The sequence below is a fragment of the Streptomyces sp. BHT-5-2 genome (genome assembly GCF_019774615.1).
Taxonomy (GTDB): Bacteria; Actinomycetota; Actinomycetes; order Streptomycetales; family Streptomycetaceae; genus Streptomyces.
In genome coordinates this window covers 1,407,802-1,430,296 of the sequence record NZ_CP081496.1, presented here as the reverse complement: position 1 = coordinate 1,430,296, position 22,495 = coordinate 1,407,802, and the positions used below count along the sequence as shown (strand labels likewise).

Here is a 22,495-nt window from a genome sequence, read left to right as displayed (position 1 = left end):
CCAGCTCGCCCACCACCCATGAGGCGCATCGCGCCACCCCTTCGATGACGAGGAGGTGCCCGTCATGACGGTCCTCGAGCAGCCCGGCAGCAGCAGGCACACCAGTGGCCCGGCCGGCCCGCCGCCCACCTGGCGGCCGCGCGTCGATCCCGCGCCCCTTCTGCCGGACGCCGAGCCGTATCGCCTCCTGGGCACGGAAGCCGCCCGCCGGCTCGACGCAGGGCTGCTGAAGCGGCTCTACGCCGAGCTGGTGCGCGGCCGCCGGTACAACGCCCAGGCAACCGCCCTGACCCGCCAGGGCCGCCTGGCGGTCTACCCCTCCTCCACCGGCCAGGAGGCATGCCAGGTCGCCGCGGCGCTCGCCCTCGAAGCGCAGGACTGGCTCTTCCCCAGCTACCGCGACACCCTCGCCGCCGTCGCCCGCGGCCTCGACCCCGTGCAGGCCCTGACCCTCCTGCGCGGTGACTGGCACACCGGCTACGACCCTCACGAGCACCGCGTGGCCCCCTTGTGCACCCCGCTCGCCACCCAGCTCCCGCACGCCGTGGGCCTGGCGCACGCCGCCCGCCTCAAGGGCGACGACGTGGTCGCCCTGGCGCTGGTCGGCGACGGCGGCACCAGCGAGGGCGACTTCCACGAGGCGCTCAACTTCGCCGCCGTCTGGCAGGCCCCGGTCGTCTTCCTCGTGCAGAACAACGGCTTCGCGATCTCCGTGCCGCTCGCCAAGCAGACCGCCGCCCCGAGCCTCGCCCACAAGGCGGTCGGCTACGGCATGCCCGGCCGCCTGGTGGACGGCAACGACGCCCCCGCGGTGCACGAGGTCCTCACCGACGCCGTGCGGCGGGCCCGTGAGGGCGGCGGCCCCACCCTCGTCGAGGCCGTCACCTACCGCGTCGAGGCCCACACCAACGCCGACGACGCCACCCGCTACCGCACCGAAGCCGAGGTCGAGGCATGGCGAGCCCACGACCCGATAGCCCTCCTGGAGCGCGAGCTGACCGCGCGCGGCCTGCTCGACGAGGAGCTCGCCGGCGCCGCCCGGGAGGGGGCCGAACGCCTCGCGGCCGACCTCCGGGAGCGGATGCACGCCGACCCACCGCTGGAGCCGATGGATCTGTTCGACCACGTCTTCACCGAACAGAGCGATCAACTCCGTGCCCAGGCCGCCCAGTTGCGCGCCGAGCTGGCCGCCGAGGCCGAAGGACACCCCGAGACCGCCACGGGCACCGCGCCCCCCGCCCAGGAGGCCAGGTCATGACGACCACCACCGCGCCCGCCGCGCGCAAACCGGCCACCATGGCGCAGGCGCTCACCCGCGCGCTGCGCGACGCCATGGCCGAGGACCCCGCCGTCCACGTCATGGGCGAGGACGTCGGCGCCCTGGGCGGCGTCTTCCGGGTCACCGACGGCCTGGCCGCGGAGTTCGGCGAGGACCGCTGCAGCGACACCCCGCTCGCCGAGGCCGGCATCCTGGGCACCGCCGTCGGGATGGCGATGTACGGGCTGCGGCCGGTCGTGGAGATGCAGTTCGACGCCTTCGCCTACCCGGCGTTCGAGCAGCTGGTCAGCCATGTCGCCCGGATGCGCAACCGCACCCGCGGCGCGGTCCCCATGCCGCTGACCATCCGCATCCCCTACGGCGGGGGTATCGGCGGCGTCGAGCACCACAGCGACTCCTCCGAGGCGTACTACCTCGCCACCCCCGGCCTCCAGGTCGTCACCCCCGGCACCGTCGAGGACGCCTACGGCCTGCTGCGCGCCTCCATCGCCTCCGACGACCCGGTCGTCTTCCTCGAACCGAAGCGGCTCTACTGGACCAAGTCCGACTGGTCCCCGGACGCACCCACCCCCGTCGCCCCCCTGGGCCGCGCCGAGATCCGCCGCCGCGGCAGCAGCGCCACGCTGCTCACCTACGGCCCGTCGCTGCCCGTCTGCCTGGAGGCCGCCGAGGCCGCCCGCGCCGAGGGCTGGGATCTGGAGGTCGTCGACCTGCGCACCCTGGTGCCGTTCGACGACGAGACGGTCTGCGCGTCCGTACGGCGCACCGGCCGGGCCGTCGTCGTCCACGAGTCCAACGGTTTCGGGGGCCCCGGCGGCGAGATAGCCGCGCGGGTCACCGAGCGCTGCTTCCACCACCTGGAGGCGCCGGTGCTGCGCGTCGCCGGCTTCGACATCCCCTACCCGCCGCCCATGCTGGAGCGGCACCACCTCCCCGGTGTGGACCGGATCCTGGACACCGTCGCCCGCCTCCAGTGGGAGTCGCGCTGGACCGAAGGACGTGATGCGTGATGGCCGTGGTGCGCGAGTTCACCCTGCCCGACCTGGGGGAGGGCCTCACCGAGGCGGTGATCGTGCGGTGGCTGGTCGAGGTCGGCGAGGTGGTGGCCGTCGACCAGCCGGTGGTGGAGGTCGAGACCGCCAAGGCGATGGTCGAGGTGCCGTGCCCGTACGGCGGGGTGGTCACCGCCCGCTTCGGCGCGGAGGGGGCCGAGGTCCCGGTGGGGGCGCCCCTGGTGACGGTCGCGGTGGGCGCGGCACCGGACGCTCGCGCCGGAGACGGAACGACCGGTCCCGGCCCCGCCGCGGTGCCGAACCCGACGCCGCCGGCTCCCGGCGCCGAAGAGCCGGCGGACTCCGGGTCGGGGAACGTCCTGGTCGGCTACGGCACCAGCGCCGCCACGGCCCGGCGGCGCAGGATCCAGCCGGCGCCCGCGCCCCGGCCGGCCGAGCCCGCGCCCCTCGCCACCGCCAACGGTGCAGCCCCTGCCACGGCGACGGCCGACGGCGCCCGCACGGTGGCCGTCATCTCCCCGCTGGTGCGCCGCATCGCCCGCGAACACGACCTGGATCTGCGGGAGATCCGGGGCACCGGGCGGGACGGCCTCATCCTGCGCACGGACGTCGAATCCGCGATCCGGGCGCGGGACGCACATGGTGCCGTCGTCGCCGCGACCGGGACCGTTCCCGGCGAGGAGCGGATCCCGCTCAAGGGCATGCGGGGCGTGGCGGCCGAGAAGTTCAGCCGCAGCCGCCGCGAGATCCCGGACGCGACCTGCTGGGTGGACGCCGACGCCACCGAACTCCTCGCCGCCCGCCGGGCGATGAACGCACCCGGCGCTCCCAAAGTGTCGCTGCTGGCGCTGCTGGCCCGAATCTGTACGGCCGCGCTCGCCCGCTTCCCCGAGCTCAACGCCACCGTCGACACCGCAGCGCAGGAGATCGTCCGGCTGCCGGCGGTTCATCTGGGTTTCGCGGCGCAGACCGACCGCGGTCTGGTGGTGCCGGTCGTCCGGGACGCCCAGGACCGCACGGCCGAGCAGCTGTCCGCCGAGATGGCCCGGCTCACCGATGCCGCGCGGGCCGGCAGGCTCTCCCCCGCCGAGCTGTCGCACGGCACGTTCACCCTCAACAACTACGGTGTCTTCGGAGTCGACGGCTCCACCCCGATCCTCAACCACCCCGAGGCGGCGATGCTCGGCGTCGGCCGGATCGCCGCCAAACCCTGGGTGCACGAAGGGGAGTTGGCGGTCCGGCAGGTGGTCCAGCTCTCGTTCACTTTCGACCACCGGGTGTGCGACGGCGGCACCGCCGGCGGCTTCCTGCGTTTTGTGGCCGACTGTGTGGAGCGGCCCGCGCTGCTGCTGCGCTCGCTGTGACGTTGTTTCACGTGAAACGAAGACGGTCGGCGGCGGGGTGAGCGCGACGTCCCCGGCCATACTCAAGGGGTGAACGACCACACCGACCACGACGCGATCGTGTTGGCCGGCGGCGCGGCCCGACGGCTCGGTGGGGCGGACAAACCCGCCCTTCCGGTCGGCGGCCGCGCTCTGCTGGACCGGGTGCTGGCCGCCTGCCCCGACGCTGCGGTCAGCGTCGTCGTAGGCCCAGCCCGTCCGACCGCGCGCCCCGTGGTCCAGGCCCTCGAAGACCCGCCCGGCGGCGGCCCGCTCGCCGCGCTCGACGCCGGACTGCGGCACACCACCGCCCCCACGGTGCTGGTTCTCTCAGCCGATCTGCCGTTCCTGACGGCCGGGACGGTGCGCGCCCTCCTGGAGGCGGCGACCGCCGGGGGCGACACGCCCCGGGACGGGGCACTGCTGCGCGACGCCGAAGGGCGGGACCAGCCGCTGGTGGCCGCCTACCGCGCGGCCCCGCTGCGCCGCGAACTGGACCGGCTGCGGACCGCGCACGGCACCCTGACCGGCCTGCCGCTGCGCCCCCTGCTGTCCGCGTTGGCGCTCGTCCGCGTCCCGGATCCCACGTCCACGGCGTCCTTCGACTGCGACACCTGGGAGGACCTGGGCACGGCGCGCGCCCGGATCAGGGAGCATGGACACGTGCTGGACGAATGGATCACCGCAGTCAAGGCCGAACTCGGCATCGACCTGGATGTCGACACGGCGGCACTCCTCGACCTCGCGCGGGACGCGGCGCACGGCGTGGCCCGCCCGGCCGCGCCGCTGACGACCTTTCTGATCGGTTACGCGGCGGGCCGGCAAGGTGGCGATGTGGCGGAGCTGTCGCGGCGGATCGGCGCGCTGGCCGACCGCTGGGCGGCCGAAGCCGCCGCCGAGGAGGCCGCCGCTGCGCGCGCGGCCGGTTCCGGTGCCCCGGCTGACGAAGCGCGGCCCGCGGAATGACCGACGGGGAGCGCGGCGACCCGTTCGGCGACGACTTCGCCGACGCGCTCGCCCTGGCCAACGGCGTCGCACCCGGCCCGCGTCGGCCCGGGCCCGCCGACCAGCCGCCCGGCGGCGCCGTGACCGGCGCCCACTCCGCCGACCGCGGGGGAGCGCCCCGCACCGGTGGCGAACCGGGTGCCGGCGCCGGTCCGGACCGCCCCGCCGGCCCCGGCAGGCGGCCCGCCGACCACTCCGCCGTCTCGTGGCGCACGGCCCGCGAGCGCGCCGAACACGCGCTGCGCGAGCCGCCCGGCCCCGGTACGGCCGAGCTGGCCGACGCCCTCGGCCGCACCCTCGCCGCTCCCATGGTGGCCCTCACCGACCTTCCCTCGTTCGACACCTCGGCGATGGACGGCTGGGTGGTCGCCGGCCCCGGCCCCTGGCGCATCGACCGCGCGTCGGACGCTGCCGACAGCGGCCCGGACACCGGCATCCTCGCCGGTCACGACGCCCCCGCGGCACTTCCCGACGGCCATGCGCTCCCGATCGCCACCGGAGCCCGCATCCCGGCCGGCGCCACCGCGGTGCTCCGCAGCGAACACGGCGAGATCCTCGAACTCCCCGACGGCCGGGCCCGGTTGTATGCGCCGCGGCCGGTGCCACCGGGCCAGGACATCCGCCCGCGCGGCCAGGAGTGCCGCTGCGGCGACCATCTGCTGCCCGCCGGCACGCTGGTCACGCCCGCGGTCCTCGGCCTGGCCGCCGCGGCCGGCTACGACGAGCTCTCCGTCCACCCCCGTCCCCGCGCCGAGGTGTTCGTCCTCGGCGACGAGCTGCTGCGCGGCGGACTGCCGGAGGGGGGCCGGATCCGTGACGCGCTCGGCCCGATGCTGGTGCCCTGGCTGCGCGCCCTGGGAGCCGAGACGGCCGCTCCGCGCCACCTCGGCGACGACGCCGACGCGCTCCACGACGCCCTGGCCGGCTCCACCGCCGACCTGATCGTCACCACCGGCGGTACCGCATCCGGGCCTGTCGACCATGTGCACCCCACACTCCGGCGGCTCGACGCGGAACTCCTGGTGGACGGCGTGGCGGTGCGCCCCGGCCACCCCATGCTGCTGGCCCGCCTCGCACCGCGCCGGCACCTCGTCGGCCTTCCGGGCAACCCACTGGCCGCGGTGTCCGGCCTGCTCACCCTCGCCGAACCGCTGCTGCGCACGCTCGCCGCCCGCCGCCCCACCGCGCCGTACCGGGTGCCGCTGGCCGCCGCGGCCGTGGGGCATCCGCAGGACACCCGGCTGGTCCCGGTGGCGTACCGCGACGACGACCGGCACGGACTGGTGGCCTCGCCGCTGCACTTCCACGGGCCCGCCATGCTGCGCGGGATCGCCGCCGCCGACGCGGTGGCCGTCGTCCCGCCCGGCGGCGCGGAGCGCGGCACGGAGGTCGAACTCCTCGAACTGCCCTGGCCGGCGGGCTGGTCGGCGGGCTGGCCGCCCCCGGACACCTCCTACGACCCGGCGGCCCCCTCCGGAGGTGCCCCGTGAAGCTCCCGTCCCACGACGCCGCAGCCCGCGGGGTCCCCGAGGACCGCTCCCACCGGGTGATACTGCCCCGCCGCACCCCGAAGGCACCGATACGGCAGGTCGCCCGACGGTTGATGATGGCCCTGCTGGTGCTCGTCGCGACGGTCTTCATCGTCTGGATCGACCGCGACGGTTACCACGACAACGCCGGTGGCCCCCTCGACCTGCTCGACTGCGTCTACTACGCCACCGTCACGCTCTCCACCACGGGTTACGGCGACATCGTCCCCTACAGCTCCGGCGCCCGGCTGCTGAACATCCTGCTGGTCACGCCGCTGCGTGTGCTGTTCCTGATCATCCTGGTCGGCACCACGCTGGAGGTCCTGACCGAGCGCACCCGCGAGCAGTGGAAATTGACACGCTGGAGAAACGCCTTGCGCGATCACACCGTCATCGTCGGCTACGGAACCAAGGGCCGGTCCGCCGCGCAGACCCTGCGGGCCACCGGTCTGCCGCGGGACCGCATCGTCGTCGTCGATCCCAGCACCAAGGTCGTCGAGTCCGCGGTGTCCGAGGGCTTCGCCGGTGTGGTTGGCGATGCGACCCGCAGCGATGTGCTGCTGCGGGCCGAGATCCAGCGCGCGCACCAGGTCGTCATCGCCACCCAGCGCGACGACACCGCCGTGCTGGTCTCCTTGACCGCGCGTCAGCTCAACAAGCGCGCCAACATCGTCGCCGCGGTGCGGGAGGAGGAGAACGCGCCGCTGCTGCGGCAGTCCGGTGCCGACGCGGTGATCACCTCGGCCAGTGCGGCCGGCCGGCTGCTGGGCCTCTCGGTGCACAGCCCCAGCGCGGGCGCCGTGATGGAGGACCTCATCCAGCAGGGCAGCGGACTGGACCTGGTGGAGCGGCCGGTGGTCAAGGCCGAGGTCGGCAGGTCGGTCCGGGAGACCGACGACCTGGTCGTCTCCGTCCTGCGCGGCCATCGGCTGCTGGGTTACGACGACCCGAAGGCGAGCCCGTTGCAGCCCGCGGACCGTCTGATCACCATCGTCCGCGCCGCCTCCGAGGAGGAGCCCGCCGCCTCCGGAAAGCCGTCCACCAGGCCGAAGTTGCCCGGCACCGCGGTCTCCCCCATGCGCCCGGCGGACGACTGACGGGCGGTCGGGCGGGGCGCCGGCGACCGGACTCCGCGGGTCGTGACCGGTAGTGGGGCCGGGCCCCGCCCTTTCGCTCCGTGGCCGGTCGGCGAGTAGCCTCGCGCCCATGCGAGCGATCACCATCCCCGAGCCCGGTGGCCCCGAAGCCCTCGTCTGGGCCGAAGTGCCCGATCCGCAGCCCGCCGAGGGCGAGGTCCTGATCGAGGTCGCGGCCAGCGCCGTGAACCGCGCCGACCTGCTCCAGCGCCAGGGCTTCTACGATCCGCCGCCCGGCGCCTCCCCGTACCCCGGTCTGGAGTGCGCGGGGCGGATCGCCGCGGTCGGGCCCGGTGTGCACGGCTGGGCGGTCGGCGACGAGGTGTGCGCGCTGCTGTCGGGCGGCGGGTACGCCGAGAAGGTCGCCGTGCCGGCCGGCCAGGTGCTCCCGCTGCCGCCCGGCGTCGACCTCGTCACCGCCGCCTCGCTCCCCGAAGTGGCCTGCACCGTCTGGTCGAACGTCTTCATGATCGCGCACCTGCGGCCCGGCGAGACCCTGCTGGTCCACGGCGGCGCCAGCGGCATCGGCACCATGGCGATCCAGCTCGCCAAGGCGGTCGGCGCGCGCGTCGCGGTCACCGCGGGCGGTCCCGAAAAGCTGGCCCGCTGTGCCGAGTTGGGCGCCGACATCCTCATCGACTACCGCGAGCAGGACTTCGTCCAGGAGATCCGCAAGGCCACCGACGGCAAGGGCGCGGACGTCATCCTCGACATCATCGGCGCCAAGTACCTCCAGCGGAACGTCAAGGCCCTGGCGGTCGCCGGCCGGCTGGCGATCATCGGGCTGCAGGGCGGCGTGAAGGCCGAGCTCAACCTCGCCGCGCTGATCTCCAAGCGCGCCGCGATCACCGGCACCGGACTGCGGGCCCGCCCGGTGAGCGAGAAGTCGGCCATCGTCGCCGCCGTCCGGGAACACGTCTGGCCGCTGATCGGCAACGGTCAGGTCCGCCCGATCGTGGACCGCACCCTGCCGATGGCGGAGGCCGCGGAGGCACACCGCATCCTGGACGCGAGCAGCCACTTCGGCAAGGTCGTCCTGACGGTCTGAGGGGCCGCCGCCCGTCGCCTCCGGGGCCCGAGCGTCCCTCGCCCCTCCCCGTGTCGGCCGGTCCCCCGGCGGACCGGCCCGAGATGCCGCGGTTCACCCGCCGTGTGACGCTGGGCACGTCACTCGACGGCTCGGCACGGGAGGGGCACCGTGGTCGCTCCAGGATTCCGTACGCGCATCGCCACAAGTCTGCTGGTGGTCGCCGCCGCCCTGCCCGTCTCCCTGATCGCCGGTCCGGCGCTGGCCGTGGACCACAAGGCCACCCCGGCCGCCCGCCCCGACGAGTCCCTCGACGCCTACACGCCGGACCTTCCGGTGTCCGTGGAACGTCTGGCCCGGCTGTACCCGGACCTGCCCGACGTGCCCGACCGGCTGCCCGACGTTCCCGGCGCCGACGGCCTGCGGGACCTGCCGGACCGCATCCTGCGCCTCACCGGCGCCCTGACCGGCTTCCCGCGCCATCACGCCGGTGCGCTCCTCCACGTACCGCGGCATCTTCACCGGCATCACCCTCACCCGTTCGGCCCCGACTTCCTCTGGCGTGCCGACCCCGCCCCGGACCCCGACGACAGCGTGCTGGACGGCCCGGACGCGGACGCTCCCGAGCCGGCCGAGGCGCCGAGCCCCCCGGCCGCCGACCCCGTGCAGCTGCCGCCCAGCCACCCCGCGCCGAGGAGGCACCACAGCGCTCCCTCGGCTGCGCCGAAGCCCCACCGGGCCCCACCCGAGGCCGGGCTGCCGTCCCCCTCGCGTCCCCGTGATCTCGCAGAGGGCCCCGCACCGAGCCCGCATCGACAGAAGCCGTCGCCCGCCCCCCAGCCGAAACCCGAGACCACCGTGGCCGGTCCGGACCCGGCGGCCAGCCCCTACGCCCTCGACGCTCCGGGTACCCGGGTCGAGCGGGTGCTTCCGATGGGCGCCGGAATGGCGCTCACGGGCCTGGGGCTCGCCTTCCTCGGCCTTCGGCTGCGGCGCCGCTGAGGCCCCGTTTCACGTGAAACGAAGGGGCGTCCTTTCACGTGAAGCACCGCCGGCTTTCGTCGTTTCACGTGAAACGGCTCGGCCATGGGTTCTCCGTGAAACGAGAGAATGGTCCGGTTTCGCGCGAAACAGTCGGGATTCCGCGGTTTCACGTGAAACAACACGCTGTGCAGACCGGGATCCGAGCAGGCGCCCATTCGGAAACCGCCCTGGTGATCCGCTGTCCCTGAAAGGGTGGATCACCTTCTGACAGGGGCACCACCGTTCTGAAGCTGTCGTACGAGAGAATGGCGGCATGGATATGCCGATGAACGAACGGTCGCAGGAGAACCAGCACGTCCTGGTCGTCGGCCCGGACGGCATGGCGCTCGGCAGCGCCGGCGCCGGTGGCGGGGACGAGGGCGAGGAGCCCCGTGAGGTTCCGGTGACGGACATGGTCGAGCAGCCTGCGAAGGTCATGCGCATCGGCAGCATGATCAAGCAGTTGCTGGAAGAGGTGAAGGCCGCCCCTCTCGACGAGGCGAGCCGGGTGCGCCTCAAGGAGATCCACGCCAGCTCGGTCAAGGAGCTGGAGGACGGGCTGGCGCCCGAGCTGGTCGAGGAGCTGGAGCGGCTCTCGCTGCCCTTCACCGACGAGTCGGTGCCCACCGAGGCCGAACTGCGGATCGCCCAGGCCCAGTTGGTCGGCTGGCTCGAAGGGCTTTTCCACGGCATCCAGACCGCGCTCTTCGCCCAGCAGATGGCAGCCCGCGCCCAGTTGGAGCAGATGCGCCGCGCACTGCCGCCCGGTTCACCCATGGAGGGGCACCTGGAGCAGCCCGGTCACGACGGTGCCCGTTCGGGCCCGTACCTCTGATCGTGGCGCAACGCCCGTAACGGCCGGAGGGGCCGGCACGCAGTTCGCGTGCCGGCCCCTCCGCTGTCGGAGCGCCGCTGCTGTCAGTTGCCGTGGCCCGACGAGATGGTCAGCTCGATGGTGTCGTTGCTGCGGGGGTCCCACCAGCTGACGGCCGCCGGGGTCTGGTCCGTCACGGTGTTCTTGGCCCAGAGCGCGTCGTTCTCTTCCCTGACCACCTTGTATCGCCAGCCGGCGGCCCTGATGCACGCCTCGACCGAATCCAGGTTCTTGAACTTGAAGTTGGGGAAGAGGACCTTGCCCTTCTGGGAGTAGCTCGGCGTCGGGTTGGTGCACTCGGTGCTCTGGATCGTCGCCGTCTTGTCCTCGGGCCGCACGCTGGCGGTGGGCGACGGGGTGTAGGAGTAGGCGGACGTCGGGCCGTCGCTGCCGCCCCCGCCGTCGCTGCCGGCGCTCAGGCCGATGCCGATCGCGATCGCGGTCACCACGATCACGCCCACCACCGCCGACACGATGATCACCGGGCTGTTGTTCTTCCGCGGCCGGGCCGGCGGCATCGAGCCCGTCACCGGCGCGGGCGGGCCGGGGAAGGGCGGCGGCGGGGCCTGGAAGCCGCCGCCGGCGAACGGCGCGGGCGTGGGTGCCGGGCCCGGTGCGGGCGTCGGGTAGGCGTTGTTCACCGGCGGCGGCGTCGAGGGGCCGAAGGCCGCCTGCGTCGGTTGGTACGGCTGCTGGACGTTCGGCGGCACCGGGTTCTGCGGGGCGCCGGAGGCGGTGGGGAACACCGCGGAGGAGACCGACGCGCCGCTGGTGCGGGCCCGCGGTCCCTCGCTGATGATCAGCGGCGTCGCCCCGGACTGCCCGGACCCGGCGATCCGCAGGCACTCGTCCCGCATCGCCTCGGCGGTCGGGAACCGTTCGTTGGGGTTCTTCTTCAGCGCGCGGGCCACCAGCGCGTCCACCGCCGGCGGCAGCGAGCGGTTGATGCTCGACGGGACCGGCGGCTCTTCCTGGACGTGGGCGTAGGCGATGGCCAGCGGGGAGTCCGCGTCGAACGGCAGCCGACCGGTCAGCAGCTCGAAGAGCATGATGCCGACCGAGTACAGGTCGGAGCGGGCGTCCACACCGCGGCCCAGCGCCTGCTCGGGCGAGAGGTACTGCGGAGTGCCGACGACCATGCCGGTCTGCGTCATCGAGGTCACGCCGGACTGCATGGCGCGGGCGATGCCGAAGTCCATGACCTTGACGACGTTGCGCTTGGTCATCATGACGTTGCCCGGCTTGATGTCCCGGTGGACCAGGCCCATCTCGTGGCTCGCCTCCAGGGCGGCGAGCACGTCGGCGGTGATCTTCAGTGCCTTTTCCGTCGGCATCGCGCCGTGCTGGGCGATGTCGCCGTCGAGCACGGAACGCAGCGGCAGGCCGGAGACGTACTCCATGATGATGTACGGCACCATGCCGCCGTCGAGCTCGTCCTCGCCGGAGTCGAAGACCGAGACGATGTTGGTGTGCGTGAGCTTCGCCACTGACTGCGCCTCGCGCCGGAAGCGCTCGCGGAACGCCTGCTCGCGGCCGAGCTCGGTGTGCAGTGTCTTGATCGCGACCTCGCGGTCCAGCACCGAGTCGTAGGCGAGGTGCACCGACGCCATGCCGCCGGCGCCAAGAAGATCACGAAGCTGGTAACGTCCACCGCCGACCGAACGGCCCTCGAATTGGCCCTGAGCGCCGTCCTGGCTCATCGTTCCGCGTCCCCCTGGGCGTACAGCCCGTGTATCCAGCGATCAAAATCCAGATTTCCGCAGCCAAGTCTGCCCCAGGCCACGGACACGTCAAGCTGTGTGCCCGTTCCGTGACCAGATGTGCAAGATCCGGTCACGGGCGTCAGGGTTCCGCACCCCCGATCACCCCGGGTGAACTTGCGGCTCTTGGTGAGAGGAAGGTTTGATGGCCGGTCCACCACGGACCGGTGGGTGCCGCAGAACCTGTAGCGTGCTCTAGCGAAGACCGAGACCTTACCGCTGTAACGCGGATCGATTCGACGGCGAGGACCGATGGCACCGACGCAGAGCCCCCAGGGGCCGTCCGATCCTGACGCCAACAGCTCCAGTGTCCCGGACGCACCGGAGATGTGGGGCAACGGCGGGCTGGTCGGCGACGGCCGCTACCGGCTGACGCGCCGGCTGGGCCGCGGCGGTATGGCGGAGGTGTTCGCTGCCGAGGACGTGCGCCTGGGCCGCACCGTCGCCGTGAAGCTGCTGCGCGCCGACCTCGCCGAGGACCCGGTGTCCAAGGCCCGCTTCACCCGCGAGGCACAGTCCGTGGCCGGCCTGAACCACCACGCGGTCGTCGCCGTGTACGACTCGGGCGAGGACTTCGTCGGCGGCAACACCGTGCCGTACATCGTGATGGAGCTGGTCGAGGGCCACACCATCCGTGATCTGCTGCTGAACGCCGAGGCCCCGCCGCCGGACCAGGCACTGATCATCGTCTCGGGGGTGCTGGAGGCGCTGGCCTACAGCCACCAGCACGGCATCGTGCACCGTGACATCAAGCCCGCGAACGTGATCATCACCAACAGCGGCGCCGTGAAGGTGATGGACTTCGGCATCGCCCGCGCCCTGCACGGCGCGCAGTCGACCATGACGCAGACCGGCATGGTCATGGGCACCCCGCAGTACCTCTCCCCGGAGCAGGCGCTCGGCAAGACCGTCGACACCCGCTCCGACCTCTACGCCACCGGCTGCCTGCTCTACGAACTCCTCGCGCAGCGGCCGCCGTTCACCGGTGAGACCCCGCTCTCGGTCGTCTACCAGCACGTCCAGGACATGCCGGTGGCGCCCTCCCAGGTCGCCGACGCGGTGCCGCCGGAGCTGGACGGCCTGGTGATGCGGTCGCTGGCCAAGGACCCCGACGACCGTTTCCAGACCGCCGAGGAGATGCGCGGCCTGGTCCAGTACTCGTTGCAGATGCTGCACGAGCAGGGCGGCCACACCGGTACCTGGAACACCGGCCCGGTCGCGCTGCCCGAGGGCGGGCACACCATGGCCCTGCGCGGCGGGGTCGCCGAGACCACCGCGCTGTCCCACCCCGACGCCGGGCAGACCACGGCGCAGCCGATGCTGACGCCCGGTATGCGGGACGACGACGGCGGTTTCGAGGGCGGATACCGCCAGGCCAAGGGCGGCCGGGGCAAGGTCTGGCTGATCGCCGTGCTGGCGCTGATCGCGATCGGCGTGGGCGTGGCCTTCGCGCTGCAGAACAAGAGCGGCCCCGACCACACGCAGAAGACGCAGGTCACCCAGTCCCCCTCGCCGTCGAAGTCCGACGAGACCACCGAGCCGCCGACGGACGAGCCGACCACCCCGGAGACCTACCCGGGCGGCTCCAGCGGCGGCGGGAACACCTACACCCGCCGGCCGAGCCACGAGCCCAGCACCCGGCCGTCGACCGAGCCGCCCAGCTCGCAGCCGCCGTCTTCCGAGCCGCCGACCAGCTCCACCGGTGGCACGACCGACGGGGGCACCACCAACGGCGGGACGACGGACGGTGGGACGACCGACGGCGGCACCACCAACGGGGGCACCACCAACGGGGGGACGAACACCGGCGGCACGAACACGGGCGGGACGAACACCGGCGGGACGAACACCGGCGGCACGTCCAACGGCTCCACCACCGGCGGCAGCACGCCGCTGGGCGGCGCGACCGGAGGCTGAGCGGAAGGGCCGCGGGCGGGGCCGGAGCCTCGCCCGCGTCAGCCCGTGAACGCCCTGCGCACGGCCGGATAGGCGCGGGTCCACCACACTGCCAGCGCGGCCGCCGCGGGGAACTGCGGATCGGTGCGCCGGTCGCCGAGCCGGTAGCGCCAGGTGAGCATCCAGAAGTCGTTCAGCCGCTCCCACCAGACCCGGTGCACGGCCGCGGCCAGCTCCTCGGCACCGGCTCCGCACACCCCGCGGTAGGCGCTCGCGTACGCGGCGACCTTCGCCAGGTCCAGCGTCCCGCAGGGGCGGACGAAGAAGATCGCGGCGGCGCGCACCGCCTCCTCGGCGCGCGGCTGGACGCCCAGCCGGTCCCAGTCGACGATCGCGGCCGGTTCGGCGCCGCGGTAGAGCACGTTCAGCGGGTGGAAGTCGCCGTGCACCCAGCCCGCCGCGGGCTCCGCGCCGGGGGCCGGCCGGCGGTGCGCCAGCCGCTCCAGCAGGGCCCGGCGTTCCAGGAGGCGGTGCTCGGCGAGCTCGTCGAAGCTGGTGCGCGGGCGGGCGCTGCGGGCCAGCGCCAGCAGCTCGTCGATCGTCTCGAAGGTCCGCTCGGGGTCGGCGGTGGCGTCCGTGCCGGGCGGCCGCGGCGGCGCCGGCTCGTCGGCCATGACCTGCTCCAGCGTGGTGTGGACGCGCCCGAGCAGGGCGCCCAGCCGCCGCGACTGACCGGTGGTCAGCTCGCCGCCGCTCAGGTGCCGCCCCTCGATCCAGGGGTGCAGGGCGTAGCAGCGGCCGTCCAGCACGGTGAAGGTCCGGCCGTCCGCCCCGGTGACGGGCGGGACGACCGGCAGGCCGAGCCCGGCGAGGCGGCGGGTGGCGCGGTGCTGGCGGGCGAGGGCGGCACGGTCGCCGTCGAGGTGGTGTTTGAGGAAGTAGCGGCCGCGCGTGGTGGCGAGGAAATAGCCGTGGTTGAGCAGTCCCTCGGCGACGGGTTCGCAGGACAGCGGTGCCCCGGCGCTGTCGTAGTGGCGCAGCAGGGATCCGAGGGTGTCGCGGTCGGGCGTCGTCGCCGACCGGACTACAGATGAGCGCAGCACGCGCCAGATGTTAGATCAACGTCGCCCAGTGGAGTGGGTGTCCCGGAAAGCCTTACAGAGGGTGTGCATATCCGAAGACCGGGACATCCGTGAGGTGATGCAGCGTCACGAACTCCGGCTCGATCCGCAGGAAGACCGGGTCGTACGGCTCACCGTCGGCCAGTCGCGGGGTGCGGCCGAACAGCGCCCGCTCGGCCGCGGTGGTCTCGATGACCCGGGCGGTGCCGGTGAACTGCACGGACCAGGTGTCCTGGGCACCGCAGTTGACGTTGTCCGCCTCGTACGCGACGACGCTGCCGTCCAGCGCCCGATGGTAGTCGTAGCCGCGGTGCAGCCGCAGGATGACCCGGTCGTCGACGACGAGGTGCCGGGTGACGGTGGTGAAGGGGAGCGCCCGCCGGCTGGCCGAGACCCGGCCGTAGGGGGTCCTGCTCAGCAGCTCGATGGCACGGAAGACGTCGGTGGGCATGGACACACCCTGCCCGTTCGGTGCGGCGCCGCATAGGGGCGGCCGCCCCCGGTGGGCGGGACGTTGGTCCCTGGTCCCGGCCGCGGAACGATCGCCTCCACGGCCGGGACCAGGGATTTTCCGCCAGGTCAGCGCCTTTCGGCCTGCATACGGGCGACATAGGCGGCGGCCTGCGAACGGCGTTCCATGCCGAGTTTGGAAAGCAGACTGGAGACGTAATTCTTGATCGTCTTTTCGGCGAGATGGAGTCGCTCGCCGATGACGCGGTTGGTCAGTCCCTCGCCGATCAGATCGAGGATCTTGCGTTCCTGCTCGGTGAGGCCGGCCAGCCGGTCGTCGCCCTTGGCGGCGCTGCCGTCGCGGAGCCGTTCCAGGACCCGGGCGGTGGCCACCGGGTCGAGGAGCGACTTCCCGGCCGCCACATCGCGGACCGCGGAGAGGAGTTCGCTGCCCCGGATCGCCTTGAGGACATAACCGGATGCACCGGCCATAATCGCATCGAACAGGGCCTCGTCATCGGCGAACGAGGTGAGCATCAGGCATTTGATGTCCTCGTTCTGCGAGCGGATCTCGCGGCACACCTCGACGCCGCTGCCGTCCGGGAGCCGGACGTCCAGCACGGCCACGTCCGGACGCGTCGCAGGGATCCTGACCAGGGCATCAGCCGCGGTGCCGGCCTCGCCGACGACTTCGATGTCCTCCTCGACCGACAGCATTTCGTGGACGCCCCGCCGTACCACCTCGTGGTCATCAAGCAGGAAAACAGTGATTTTTCCGTCTTCGCGCACGTCCCCAGTCTCACACATCGACTCTTCCCGTGCTCCAGGTCACCGATATAACGTGCCGTTGTCCCGGCGGCCTGCAACGCTGTGACCAGGAGTTGTTCCCAGCCTTCGCGATTTACTTGGAAATCCAAGCAAAATCGCAGGTCAGCGCCATTTCCACTTCGGCTTTGACAATGGGTAACGTGCAATGAGCAGGCCACTCCGGGGCGCTTTGTTCCACCCGGATCCGGCCGCGTTCGCACACACCCCGTGCGCCGTATCGGATACCGGGTGAGCCGCAAACGGCCACCGGCGGACCCCGGGGGCCGGACAGACGGAGGAGCAGCACGTGACCGTGGAAGGCACTGCCGAGCGGAAAACCGCCCGCGGCGGCAGCAAGCGCACCACCGCCAAAAAAGCGTCGCCGGCGAAAAAGGAGACGCAGTCCAGGGCCAGGAACAGCGCCCGGCCGGACCAGGCGGAGCACGACCAGCTCGTACAACTGCTGACCCCGGAAGGGGAGCGGGTCGAGCACCCGGAATACGCGATCGATCTCTCTCCCGAGGAACTGCGCGGGCTTTACCGCGACATGGTGCTGACCCGGCGATTCGACGCCGAGGCCACCACTCTCCAGCGCCAGGGAGAGCTGGGTCTGTGGGCCTCGCTGCTCGGCCAGGAGGCCGCCCAGATCGGCTCGGGCCGCGCGCTGCGCGACGACGACTACGTCTTCCCCACCTACCGGGAGCACGGCGTGGCCTGGTGCCGGGGCGTCGACCCGACGAACCTGCTGGGGATGTTCCGCGGTGTCAACAACGGCGGTTGGGATCCCAACAGCAACAACTTCCACCTCTACACCATCGTCATCGGCTCGCAGACCCTGCACGCGACCGGTTACGCGATGGGCGTGCAGAAGGACGGCGCCGATTCCGCGGTCATCGCGTATTTCGGCGACGGCGCCTCCAGCCAGGGAGATGTCGCCGAGTCCTTCACCTTCTCCGCGGTCTACAACGCCCCGGTCGTCTTCTTCTGCCAGAACAACCAGTGGGCGATTTCCGAGCCCACCGAGAAGCAGACCCGCGTCCCCCTCTACCAGCGCGCCCAGGGCTTCGGCTTCCCCGGCGTACGGGTCGACGGCAATGACGTGCTGGCCTGTCTGGCGGTGACCAAGGCGGCGCTGGAGCGGGCGCGCACGGGCCAGGGCCCCACGCTCGTCGAGGCGTTCACCTACCGCATGGGCGCCCACACCACCTCCGACGACCCCACGCGCTACCGCGCCGACGAGGAGCGGCTGGCTTGGGAGGCCAAGGACCCGATCCTGCGGCTGCGGAAGTACCTGGAGGCCGAGGGGATCGTCGACGATGCGTACCTCGCGGCGATCGACGAGGAGAGCGAGACCCTGGGCAAGCGGGTCCGCGACGCGGTACGGGCGATGCCCGACCCGGACCACATGGCGATCTTCGAGAACGTCTACGCCGACGGGCACGCGCTCGTCGACGAGGAGCGTGCGCAGTTCGCCGCCTACCAGGCGTCCTTCGCCGACGCCGCCGCGGAGGGGAACTGACCATGGCCGTCCACGAGAAGATCACCATCGCCAAGGCGATCAACGCCTCGCTGCGGGCCTCCATGGAGGCAGACCCCAAGGTCCTCGTCATGGGTGAGGACGTCGGCAAGCTCGGCGGCGTCTTCCGGGTCACCGACGGGCTCCAGAAGGACTTCGGCGAGGACCGGGTGATCGACACCCCGCTCGCCGAGTCCGGCATCGTCGGCACCGCGATCGGCCTGGCCCTGCGCGGCTACCGCCCGGTCGTGGAGATCCAGTTCGACGGTTTCGTCTTCCCCGCCTACGACCAGATCGTCACCCAGCTCGCCAAGATGCATGCGCGGGCGCTCGGCAAGGTCAAGATGCCGGTCGTCATCCGCATCCCGTACGGGGGCGGCATCGGCGCCGTCGAGCACCACTCCGAGTCCCCGGAGTCGCTGTTCGCGCATGTCGCGGGCCTCAAGATCGTCACGCCCTCGAACTCCTCCGACGCCTACTGGATGCTCCAGCAGGCCATCGCCGGCGACGACCCGGTCATCTACTTCGAGCCCAAGCGCCGCTACCACGACAAGTCGCGCCTGGACACCGAGTCGATCCCGGACCCGCTGCACAAGGCCCGGGTGACCCGGACCGGTTCGGACCTCACGCTGGTCGGCTACGGCCCGATGGTGAAGGTCTGCGAGGACGCCGCCAAGGTCGCCGCCGAGGAGGGCAAGTCGGTCGAGGTCGTCGACCTGCGCTCGATCTCCCCGATCGACTTCGACACCGTGCAGTCCTCGGTCGAGAAGACCGGCCGGCTGGTGGTGGTCCACGAGGCGCCGGTCTTCTTCGGCTCCGGTGCGGAGATCGCGGCCCGGATCACCGAGCGCAGCTTCTACCACCTGGAGGCACCGGTGCTGCGGGTCGGCGGCTTCCACGCCCCCTACCCGCCGTCCAGGCTGGAGGACGAGTACCTTCCGGGGCTGGACCGGGTGCTCGACGCCGTTGACCGCGCGCTGGCGTACTGAGGGCTGAGGAGAGTCGTGACCATGACTGCAGGGACCGCCGGCGCCGCGAACGCGCAGCGCATCCGCGAGTTCAAGATGCCCGACGTGGGCGAGGGGCTCACCGAGGCCGAGATCCTCAAGTGGTACGTCCGGCCCGGTGACACCGTCACCGACGGCCAGGTCGTGTGCGAGGTCGAGACCGCCAAGGCCGCCGTCGAACTCCCCATCCCCTATGACGGGGTGGTGCACACGCTGAACTTCGACGAGGGCACCACCGTCGACGTCGGCACCGTGATCATCTCGGTCGACACCGACCCCGGCGCCGGGCCCGTCCAGGAGCAGCCCGCGGAGGCCGCCGCGCCCGCCGCGGACGCCGAGGAGGAAGCCGAGCCGCAGGGCCGGCAGGCGGTGCTGGTCGGCTACGGCGCCGCGCCGTCCTCGACCAAGCGCCGGGCACGCAAGCCGCAGCCGGAGCCGGTGACCGCCGGGCTCCAGGCGGAGCTGAACGGGCGGGCCGCGCCGGCTCCGCCCGCCACCCCGGTCGCCGTGCCGGCGCCGCCGGTGGTGCCCGCCGCCTCCGCCCCGGTCGGTGAGCGTCCGCTGGCCAAGCCCCCGGTCCGCAAGCTGGCCAAGGACCTGGGCATCGACCTGGCGACGATCGCCCCGACCGGGCCGGGCGGCGTGATCACCCGCGACGACGTCCACGCGGCCGCCGCACCGGCCGAGGCGCCGGCCGCCGCTTCCGCCGAAGCCGAGGCGGGCGTCCCGGCCGTCGCCCCCGTCACCGCCTTCGACGCCGCTCGCGAGCGGCGGGTGCCGATCAAGGGCGTGCGCAAGGCCACCGCCCAGGCGATGGTCGCCAGTGCCTTCACCGCGCCGCACGTCACGGAGTTCATCACCGTCGACGTGACCCGCACGATGAAGCTCGTCCAGGAGCTGAAGCAGGACCCGGACCTGGCCGGGCTGCGGATCAACCCGCTGCTGCTGGTCGCCAAGGCGTTCCTGGTCGCCATCAGGCGTCACCCGGAGGTCAACGCCGCCTGGGACGAGGCGAATCAGGAGATCGTCTACAAGGACTACATCAACCTCGGCATCGCCGCGGCCACCCCGCGCGGGCTGATCGTCCCGAACATCAAGGACGCGGGCGTCAAGACGCTTCCGCAACTCGCCACGGAGCTGGCCGAGTTGGTGGCGACGGCGCGCGAGGGCAAGACCACTCCGGCGGCGATGACCGGTGGCACGGTCACCATCACCAACGTCGGCGTCTTCGGTGTCGACACCGGTACCCCGATCCTCAACCCGGGGGAGTCGGCGATCCTCGCCTTCGGTGCGATCAAGCTCCAGCCGTGGGTCCACAAGGGCAAGATCAAGCCGCGCCAGGTCACCACCCTCGCGCTCTCCTTCGACCACCGTCTGATCGACGGCGAGCTGGGCTCCAAGCTGCTCGCGGATGTCGCGGCGGTCCTGGAGCGGCCCAAGCGGCTGATCACCTGGGCGTGAGCCGCCGGGACTGACCGGCCGGGCCGGGCCCGTCACGGCAGCGGGGGCGGTGTTTCACGTGAAACGGTCGGCGCGTTTCACGTGAAACACCGCCCCTCGTCGTTGCTCAGCCCCTGACGAGCTCGACCACACGGCTGAAGTGCGCCAGCGGGCCGGTCGGGGCGGACGGGTCGGCCTGTGCGGCGGCGCCACGGGTCAGTGCGGCGCCCGCCCAGACGGCGGCGACGATCAGGGCCAGCACGGCGGCGTTGCGGGCGCGGCGGCCGGTGTGCGTCCTGGACTGCATGGTCAACTCCCCTTGTGCGGTAGGCCGTATCGGCTCCGTGGCTCCATTCACCCACGGAATCCGGCGCGTTCCGTACGCGTCAGGTACGGACTCGCGTACACCTTGAGTCGGACCCGGGATCAACCTGGGGTCCCCCTGTCGACCGGGGAGGGCGCCGGACGGGAATGGGTTTGCCGGTGCGGGCCCGGCTGTTTACGGTCGGCGAAATGAACAGTCACACGGTCATCCGGCGCTACCGCGATGCAGATCAGGACGTGGTGTGCGACCTGTGGTCCAGGGCGTCGCAGCAGGCGCATTCGATCACCGAGGGGGAAGGCGAAGGAGAGCGGGCCCGGGTCCTTCGTGAGGTGTATCCCGCCGGCGCGGAGAACTGGGTTGCCGAGCGCGACGGGGCCGTCACCGGACTGCTCCGGCTGCTGGGCGTCGGCGACGGCGGTGACCGCGACGTCGAGATCGGCGGGCTGTTCGTGGTGCCCGAGGCGCAGGGCGGCGGCATCGGCCGGGAGCTGGTGGAGCACGCGGCCGCGCGGTACGGCGCGCTGACCGCCGCGGTCTCCGAGGCCGACGACCGCGCCCGGCGATTCTTCGCCCAGCTGGGATTCACCGAGAGCGGGCGGCGGATCGACGACCGGACCGGGCACCCGCTGCTCACCATGGAGCGCGAAGCGCCCCTGCGGTCGGTGTCCTGGCTGCATGTGCGCGACGGACGGCTGCTGAGCGTGCGGACGAGGGGCAACGACACCTTCTACCTCCCCGGCGGCAAGTACGAGCCGGGGGAGACCGCGAACCAGGCGCTCTCCCGGGAGCTCTCCGAGGAACTCGGTCTGCGGATCGCCGCCGAAGAGCTGTCCGAGGCGTTCGTCGTCCACGACGTGGCGCACGGCAAGAACGGCCGCCGGCTCCACATGACCTGTTTCACCGGCGGCCCCCAGGACATCGAGCCGGCTCCCGGCCGGGAGATCGCCGAGTACGCGTGGTTCGACCGCGCGGAGTCCTTCGAGCGCTGTGCGCCCGCCCATCGCCAGGTCGTGGACCGCCTGGTCGCGCAGGGCCGGATGACTGTCTGAGCGCGGGCCGGCCGGTGGCTCGATACGGGCCCCGGCCGGTCACTCATAACGCCTCTATCAGGACAAACACCCTCTAGATCGTCCGCATCGCGGAACGGCGTACCGGCCACGAATCTGTTGTATCTATCCTGTGTGCATGCCATCAGCGTCCACCGCCCCCACAAGGGAGACCGGTCCCGTTTCCGCCAAACAGCCGCCCGCCGCCGAGCGGGTCTACACCCACATCAAGGACGCCGTCCTGGAGCGCCGCTACGAGGGCGGGATGCTGCTGACCGAAGGGGAGCTCGCCGAGGCCGTCGGGGTCTCCCGGACCCCCGTGCGCGAGGCGCTGCTGCGGCTGGAGGTCGAAGGGCTGATCAGGCTCTACCCGAAGAAGGGCGCGCTGGTCCTGCCGGTCTCCGCACAGGAGATCGCCGACGTCGTCGAGACCCGGCTGCTGGTGGAGAAGCACGCGGCGGCCAAGGCCGTGCCCGCCACCGAGGCGCTGATCAGCGAGCTGACCGAGCTGGTGGAGACCATGCGGGAGCAGGCCGCGGCGGGCGACCTGGCCGCCGTGTCGGTCACCGACCGCGCCTTCCACGCCGCCATCGTGCGCAGCGCCGGCAACCAGATCCTCGACCGGCTCTACGAGCAACTGCGCGACCGGCAGCTGCGGATGGGCGTCGCGGTGATGCACGCCCACCCCGACCGGATCGCCAAGAACATCGCCGAGCACACCGAAATCCTGGAGGCGCTGCGGGCCGGCGACGCCGAGGCCGCCACCGAGGCCGTGCAGCGGCACGTCAGCTGGGTCCGCAATCTCGCGCGGGGGGACGAGCGATGAGTGGCAGTGCCGACGGCGCCGCCGGAAGCAGCA

The 22,495-nt window shown here is 72.4% G+C and carries 20 protein-coding genes; 15 read left to right on the top strand and 5 right to left on the bottom strand.

Features of this window, described 5'->3' with window-relative positions:
* The first annotated feature begins 64 nt into the window (after positions 1-64).
* From pdhA (K2224_RS06215) to K2224_RS06175, 9 genes are all read left to right on the top strand, one after another.
* Positions 65-1,258 (top strand): pyruvate dehydrogenase (acetyl-transferring) E1 component subunit alpha, encoded by a 1,194-nt coding sequence (gene pdhA / locus K2224_RS06215; protein WP_221905629.1) that lies wholly within the window; start codon positions 65-67, stop codon positions 1,256-1,258.
* The gene (locus tag K2224_RS06210; RefSeq protein WP_221905628.1) at positions 1,255-2,289 is read left to right on the top strand and encodes an alpha-ketoacid dehydrogenase subunit beta; all 1,035 of its coding nucleotides are present in this window, start codon (positions 1,255-1,257) and stop codon (positions 2,287-2,289) included. The genes pdhA (K2224_RS06215) and K2224_RS06210 overlap by 4 nt, the downstream gene beginning before the upstream one ends.
* On the top strand, positions 2,289-3,656 hold the full coding sequence (locus tag K2224_RS06205) for a dihydrolipoamide acetyltransferase family protein (protein WP_221905627.1): 1,368 nt from the start codon (positions 2,289-2,291) through the stop codon (positions 3,654-3,656). The genes K2224_RS06210 and K2224_RS06205 overlap by 1 nt, the downstream gene beginning before the upstream one ends.
* 69 nt (positions 3,657-3,725) lie before the next feature.
* Positions 3,726-4,640, top strand: a complete 915-nt coding sequence (locus tag K2224_RS06200) for an NTP transferase domain-containing protein (RefSeq protein ID WP_221905626.1) — start codon at positions 3,726-3,728, stop codon at positions 4,638-4,640.
* Complete coding sequence (locus K2224_RS06195) at positions 4,637-6,169, top strand: molybdopterin molybdotransferase MoeA (protein ID WP_221905625.1); 1,533 nt, start codon at positions 4,637-4,639, stop codon at positions 6,167-6,169. The genes K2224_RS06200 and K2224_RS06195 overlap by 4 nt, the downstream gene beginning before the upstream one ends.
* Positions 6,166-7,305, top strand: a complete 1,140-nt coding sequence (locus K2224_RS06190) for a TrkA family potassium uptake protein (RefSeq protein WP_221905624.1) — start codon at positions 6,166-6,168, stop codon at positions 7,303-7,305. The genes K2224_RS06195 and K2224_RS06190 overlap by 4 nt, the downstream gene beginning before the upstream one ends.
* Positions 7,306-7,414: 109 nt before the next feature.
* A complete protein-coding gene (locus K2224_RS06185; RefSeq protein WP_221905623.1) occupies positions 7,415-8,392 on the top strand; it encodes an NAD(P)H-quinone oxidoreductase in 978 nt (325 codons plus the stop codon).
* Between the two features lie 150 nt (positions 8,393-8,542).
* Positions 8,543-9,373 (top strand): hypothetical protein, encoded by an 831-nt coding sequence (locus K2224_RS06180; protein ID WP_221905622.1) that lies wholly within the window; start codon positions 8,543-8,545, stop codon positions 9,371-9,373.
* Positions 9,374-9,668: 295 nt separating this feature from the next.
* Positions 9,669-10,229 carry a bacterial proteasome activator family protein gene (locus K2224_RS06175; protein ID WP_221905621.1) on the top strand — a complete coding sequence of 187 codons (561 nt, stop codon included), beginning with the start codon at positions 9,669-9,671 and terminating at the stop codon, positions 10,227-10,229.
* 83 nt (positions 10,230-10,312) lie between these two features.
* On the opposite strand, the gene K2224_RS06170 is transcribed toward K2224_RS06175, so the two are convergent.
* The gene (locus K2224_RS06170) at positions 10,313-11,968 is read right to left on the bottom strand and encodes a Stk1 family PASTA domain-containing Ser/Thr kinase (protein ID WP_221905620.1); all 1,656 of its coding nucleotides are present in this window, start codon (positions 11,966-11,968) and stop codon (positions 10,313-10,315) included.
* A 312-nt stretch (positions 11,969-12,280) separates the two neighbouring features.
* Here K2224_RS06170 and K2224_RS06165 point away from each other — a divergent pair, with 312 nt between their 5' ends.
* Complete coding sequence (locus K2224_RS06165) at positions 12,281-13,945, top strand: protein kinase domain-containing protein (RefSeq protein ID WP_221905619.1); 1,665 nt, start codon at positions 12,281-12,283, stop codon at positions 13,943-13,945.
* 38 nt (positions 13,946-13,983) lie between these two features.
* Here K2224_RS06165 and K2224_RS06160 read toward each other — a convergent pair whose 3' ends face one another.
* The 3 genes from K2224_RS06160 to K2224_RS06150 form a co-directional block, all read right to left on the bottom strand.
* Positions 13,984-15,027 (bottom strand): phosphotransferase, encoded by a 1,044-nt coding sequence (locus K2224_RS06160; RefSeq protein WP_221905618.1) that lies wholly within the window; start codon positions 15,025-15,027, stop codon positions 13,984-13,986.
* 52 nt (positions 15,028-15,079) lie between these two features.
* A complete protein-coding gene (locus K2224_RS06155) occupies positions 15,080-15,496 on the bottom strand; it encodes a pyridoxamine 5'-phosphate oxidase family protein (RefSeq protein WP_221905617.1) in 417 nt (138 codons plus the stop codon).
* Between the two features lie 128 nt (positions 15,497-15,624).
* Positions 15,625-16,284, bottom strand: coding sequence for a response regulator transcription factor (locus K2224_RS06150; protein WP_313904753.1), 660 nt, complete (start codon positions 16,282-16,284; stop codon positions 15,625-15,627).
* A gap of 325 nt (positions 16,285-16,609) precedes the next feature.
* Here K2224_RS06150 and pdhA (K2224_RS06145) point away from each other — a divergent pair, with 325 nt between their 5' ends.
* Genes pdhA (K2224_RS06145) through K2224_RS06135 form a run of 3 tightly spaced genes read left to right on the top strand, consistent with a single transcriptional unit; the run spans position 16,610 to position 20,286 of the window.
* Positions 16,610-17,821: a pyruvate dehydrogenase (acetyl-transferring) E1 component subunit alpha gene (pdhA, locus tag K2224_RS06145; protein WP_221905615.1), complete on the top strand. Its 1,212-nt coding sequence runs from the start codon at positions 16,610-16,612 to the stop codon at positions 17,819-17,821.
* A gap of 2 nt (positions 17,822-17,823) precedes the next feature.
* A complete protein-coding gene (locus tag K2224_RS06140) occupies positions 17,824-18,807 on the top strand; it encodes an alpha-ketoacid dehydrogenase subunit beta (RefSeq protein ID WP_221905614.1) in 984 nt (327 codons plus the stop codon).
* Between the two features lie 21 nt (positions 18,808-18,828).
* Positions 18,829-20,286 carry a dihydrolipoamide acetyltransferase family protein gene (locus tag K2224_RS06135; protein ID WP_221905613.1) on the top strand — a complete coding sequence of 486 codons (1,458 nt, stop codon included), beginning with the start codon at positions 18,829-18,831 and terminating at the stop codon, positions 20,284-20,286.
* A gap of 106 nt (positions 20,287-20,392) precedes the next feature.
* Here the strand turns inward: K2224_RS06135 and K2224_RS06130 are convergent, their stop codons facing one another.
* On the bottom strand, positions 20,393-20,572 hold the full coding sequence (locus tag K2224_RS06130; RefSeq protein WP_221905612.1) for a hypothetical protein: 180 nt from the start codon (positions 20,570-20,572) through the stop codon (positions 20,393-20,395).
* A 206-nt stretch (positions 20,573-20,778) separates the two neighbouring features.
* Between K2224_RS06130 and K2224_RS41300 the strand changes: the two genes are divergently transcribed.
* Positions 20,779-21,639, top strand: coding sequence for a GNAT family N-acetyltransferase (locus K2224_RS41300; RefSeq protein ID WP_221905611.1), 861 nt, complete (start codon positions 20,779-20,781; stop codon positions 21,637-21,639).
* Between the two features lie 136 nt (positions 21,640-21,775).
* Entirely contained in the window at positions 21,776-22,462 is a 687-nt protein-coding gene (locus K2224_RS06120) for a GntR family transcriptional regulator (RefSeq protein WP_221905610.1), read from the top strand.
* Positions 22,463-22,495: the final 33 nt, after the last annotated feature.

Bases quoted from the DNA above. Each gene is read 5' to 3' on its own strand.
- pdhA (WP_221905629.1), top strand. From the start codon at position 65: ATGACGGTCCTCGAGCAGCCCGGCAGCAGCAGGCACACCAGTGGCCCG.
- K2224_RS06210 (WP_221905628.1), top strand. From the start codon at position 1,255: ATGACGACCACCACCGCGCCCGCCGCGCGCAAACCGGCCACCATGGCG.
- K2224_RS06205 (WP_221905627.1), top strand. From the start codon at position 2,289: ATGGCCGTGGTGCGCGAGTTCACCCTGCCCGACCTGGGGGAGGGCCTC.
- K2224_RS06195 (WP_221905625.1), top strand. From the start codon at position 4,637: ATGACCGACGGGGAGCGCGGCGACCCGTTCGGCGACGACTTCGCCGAC.
- K2224_RS06185 (WP_221905623.1), top strand. From the start codon at position 7,415: ATGCGAGCGATCACCATCCCCGAGCCCGGTGGCCCCGAAGCCCTCGTC.
- K2224_RS06175 (WP_221905621.1), top strand. From the start codon at position 9,669: ATGGATATGCCGATGAACGAACGGTCGCAGGAGAACCAGCACGTCCTG.
- K2224_RS06170 (WP_221905620.1), bottom strand. From the start codon at position 11,968: ATGAGCCAGGACGGCGCTCAGGGCCAATTCGAGGGCCGTTCGGTCGGC.
- K2224_RS06165 (WP_221905619.1), top strand. From the start codon at position 12,281: ATGGCACCGACGCAGAGCCCCCAGGGGCCGTCCGATCCTGACGCCAAC.
- K2224_RS06155 (WP_221905617.1), bottom strand. From the start codon at position 15,496: ATGCCCACCGACGTCTTCCGTGCCATCGAGCTGCTGAGCAGGACCCCC.
- K2224_RS06140 (WP_221905614.1), top strand. From the start codon at position 17,824: ATGGCCGTCCACGAGAAGATCACCATCGCCAAGGCGATCAACGCCTCG.
- K2224_RS06135 (WP_221905613.1), top strand. From the start codon at position 18,829: ATGACTGCAGGGACCGCCGGCGCCGCGAACGCGCAGCGCATCCGCGAG.
- K2224_RS06130 (WP_221905612.1), bottom strand. From the start codon at position 20,572: ATGCAGTCCAGGACGCACACCGGCCGCCGCGCCCGCAACGCCGCCGTG.
- K2224_RS41300 (WP_221905611.1), top strand. From the start codon at position 20,779: ATGAACAGTCACACGGTCATCCGGCGCTACCGCGATGCAGATCAGGAC.
- K2224_RS06120 (WP_221905610.1), top strand. From the start codon at position 21,776: ATGCCATCAGCGTCCACCGCCCCCACAAGGGAGACCGGTCCCGTTTCC.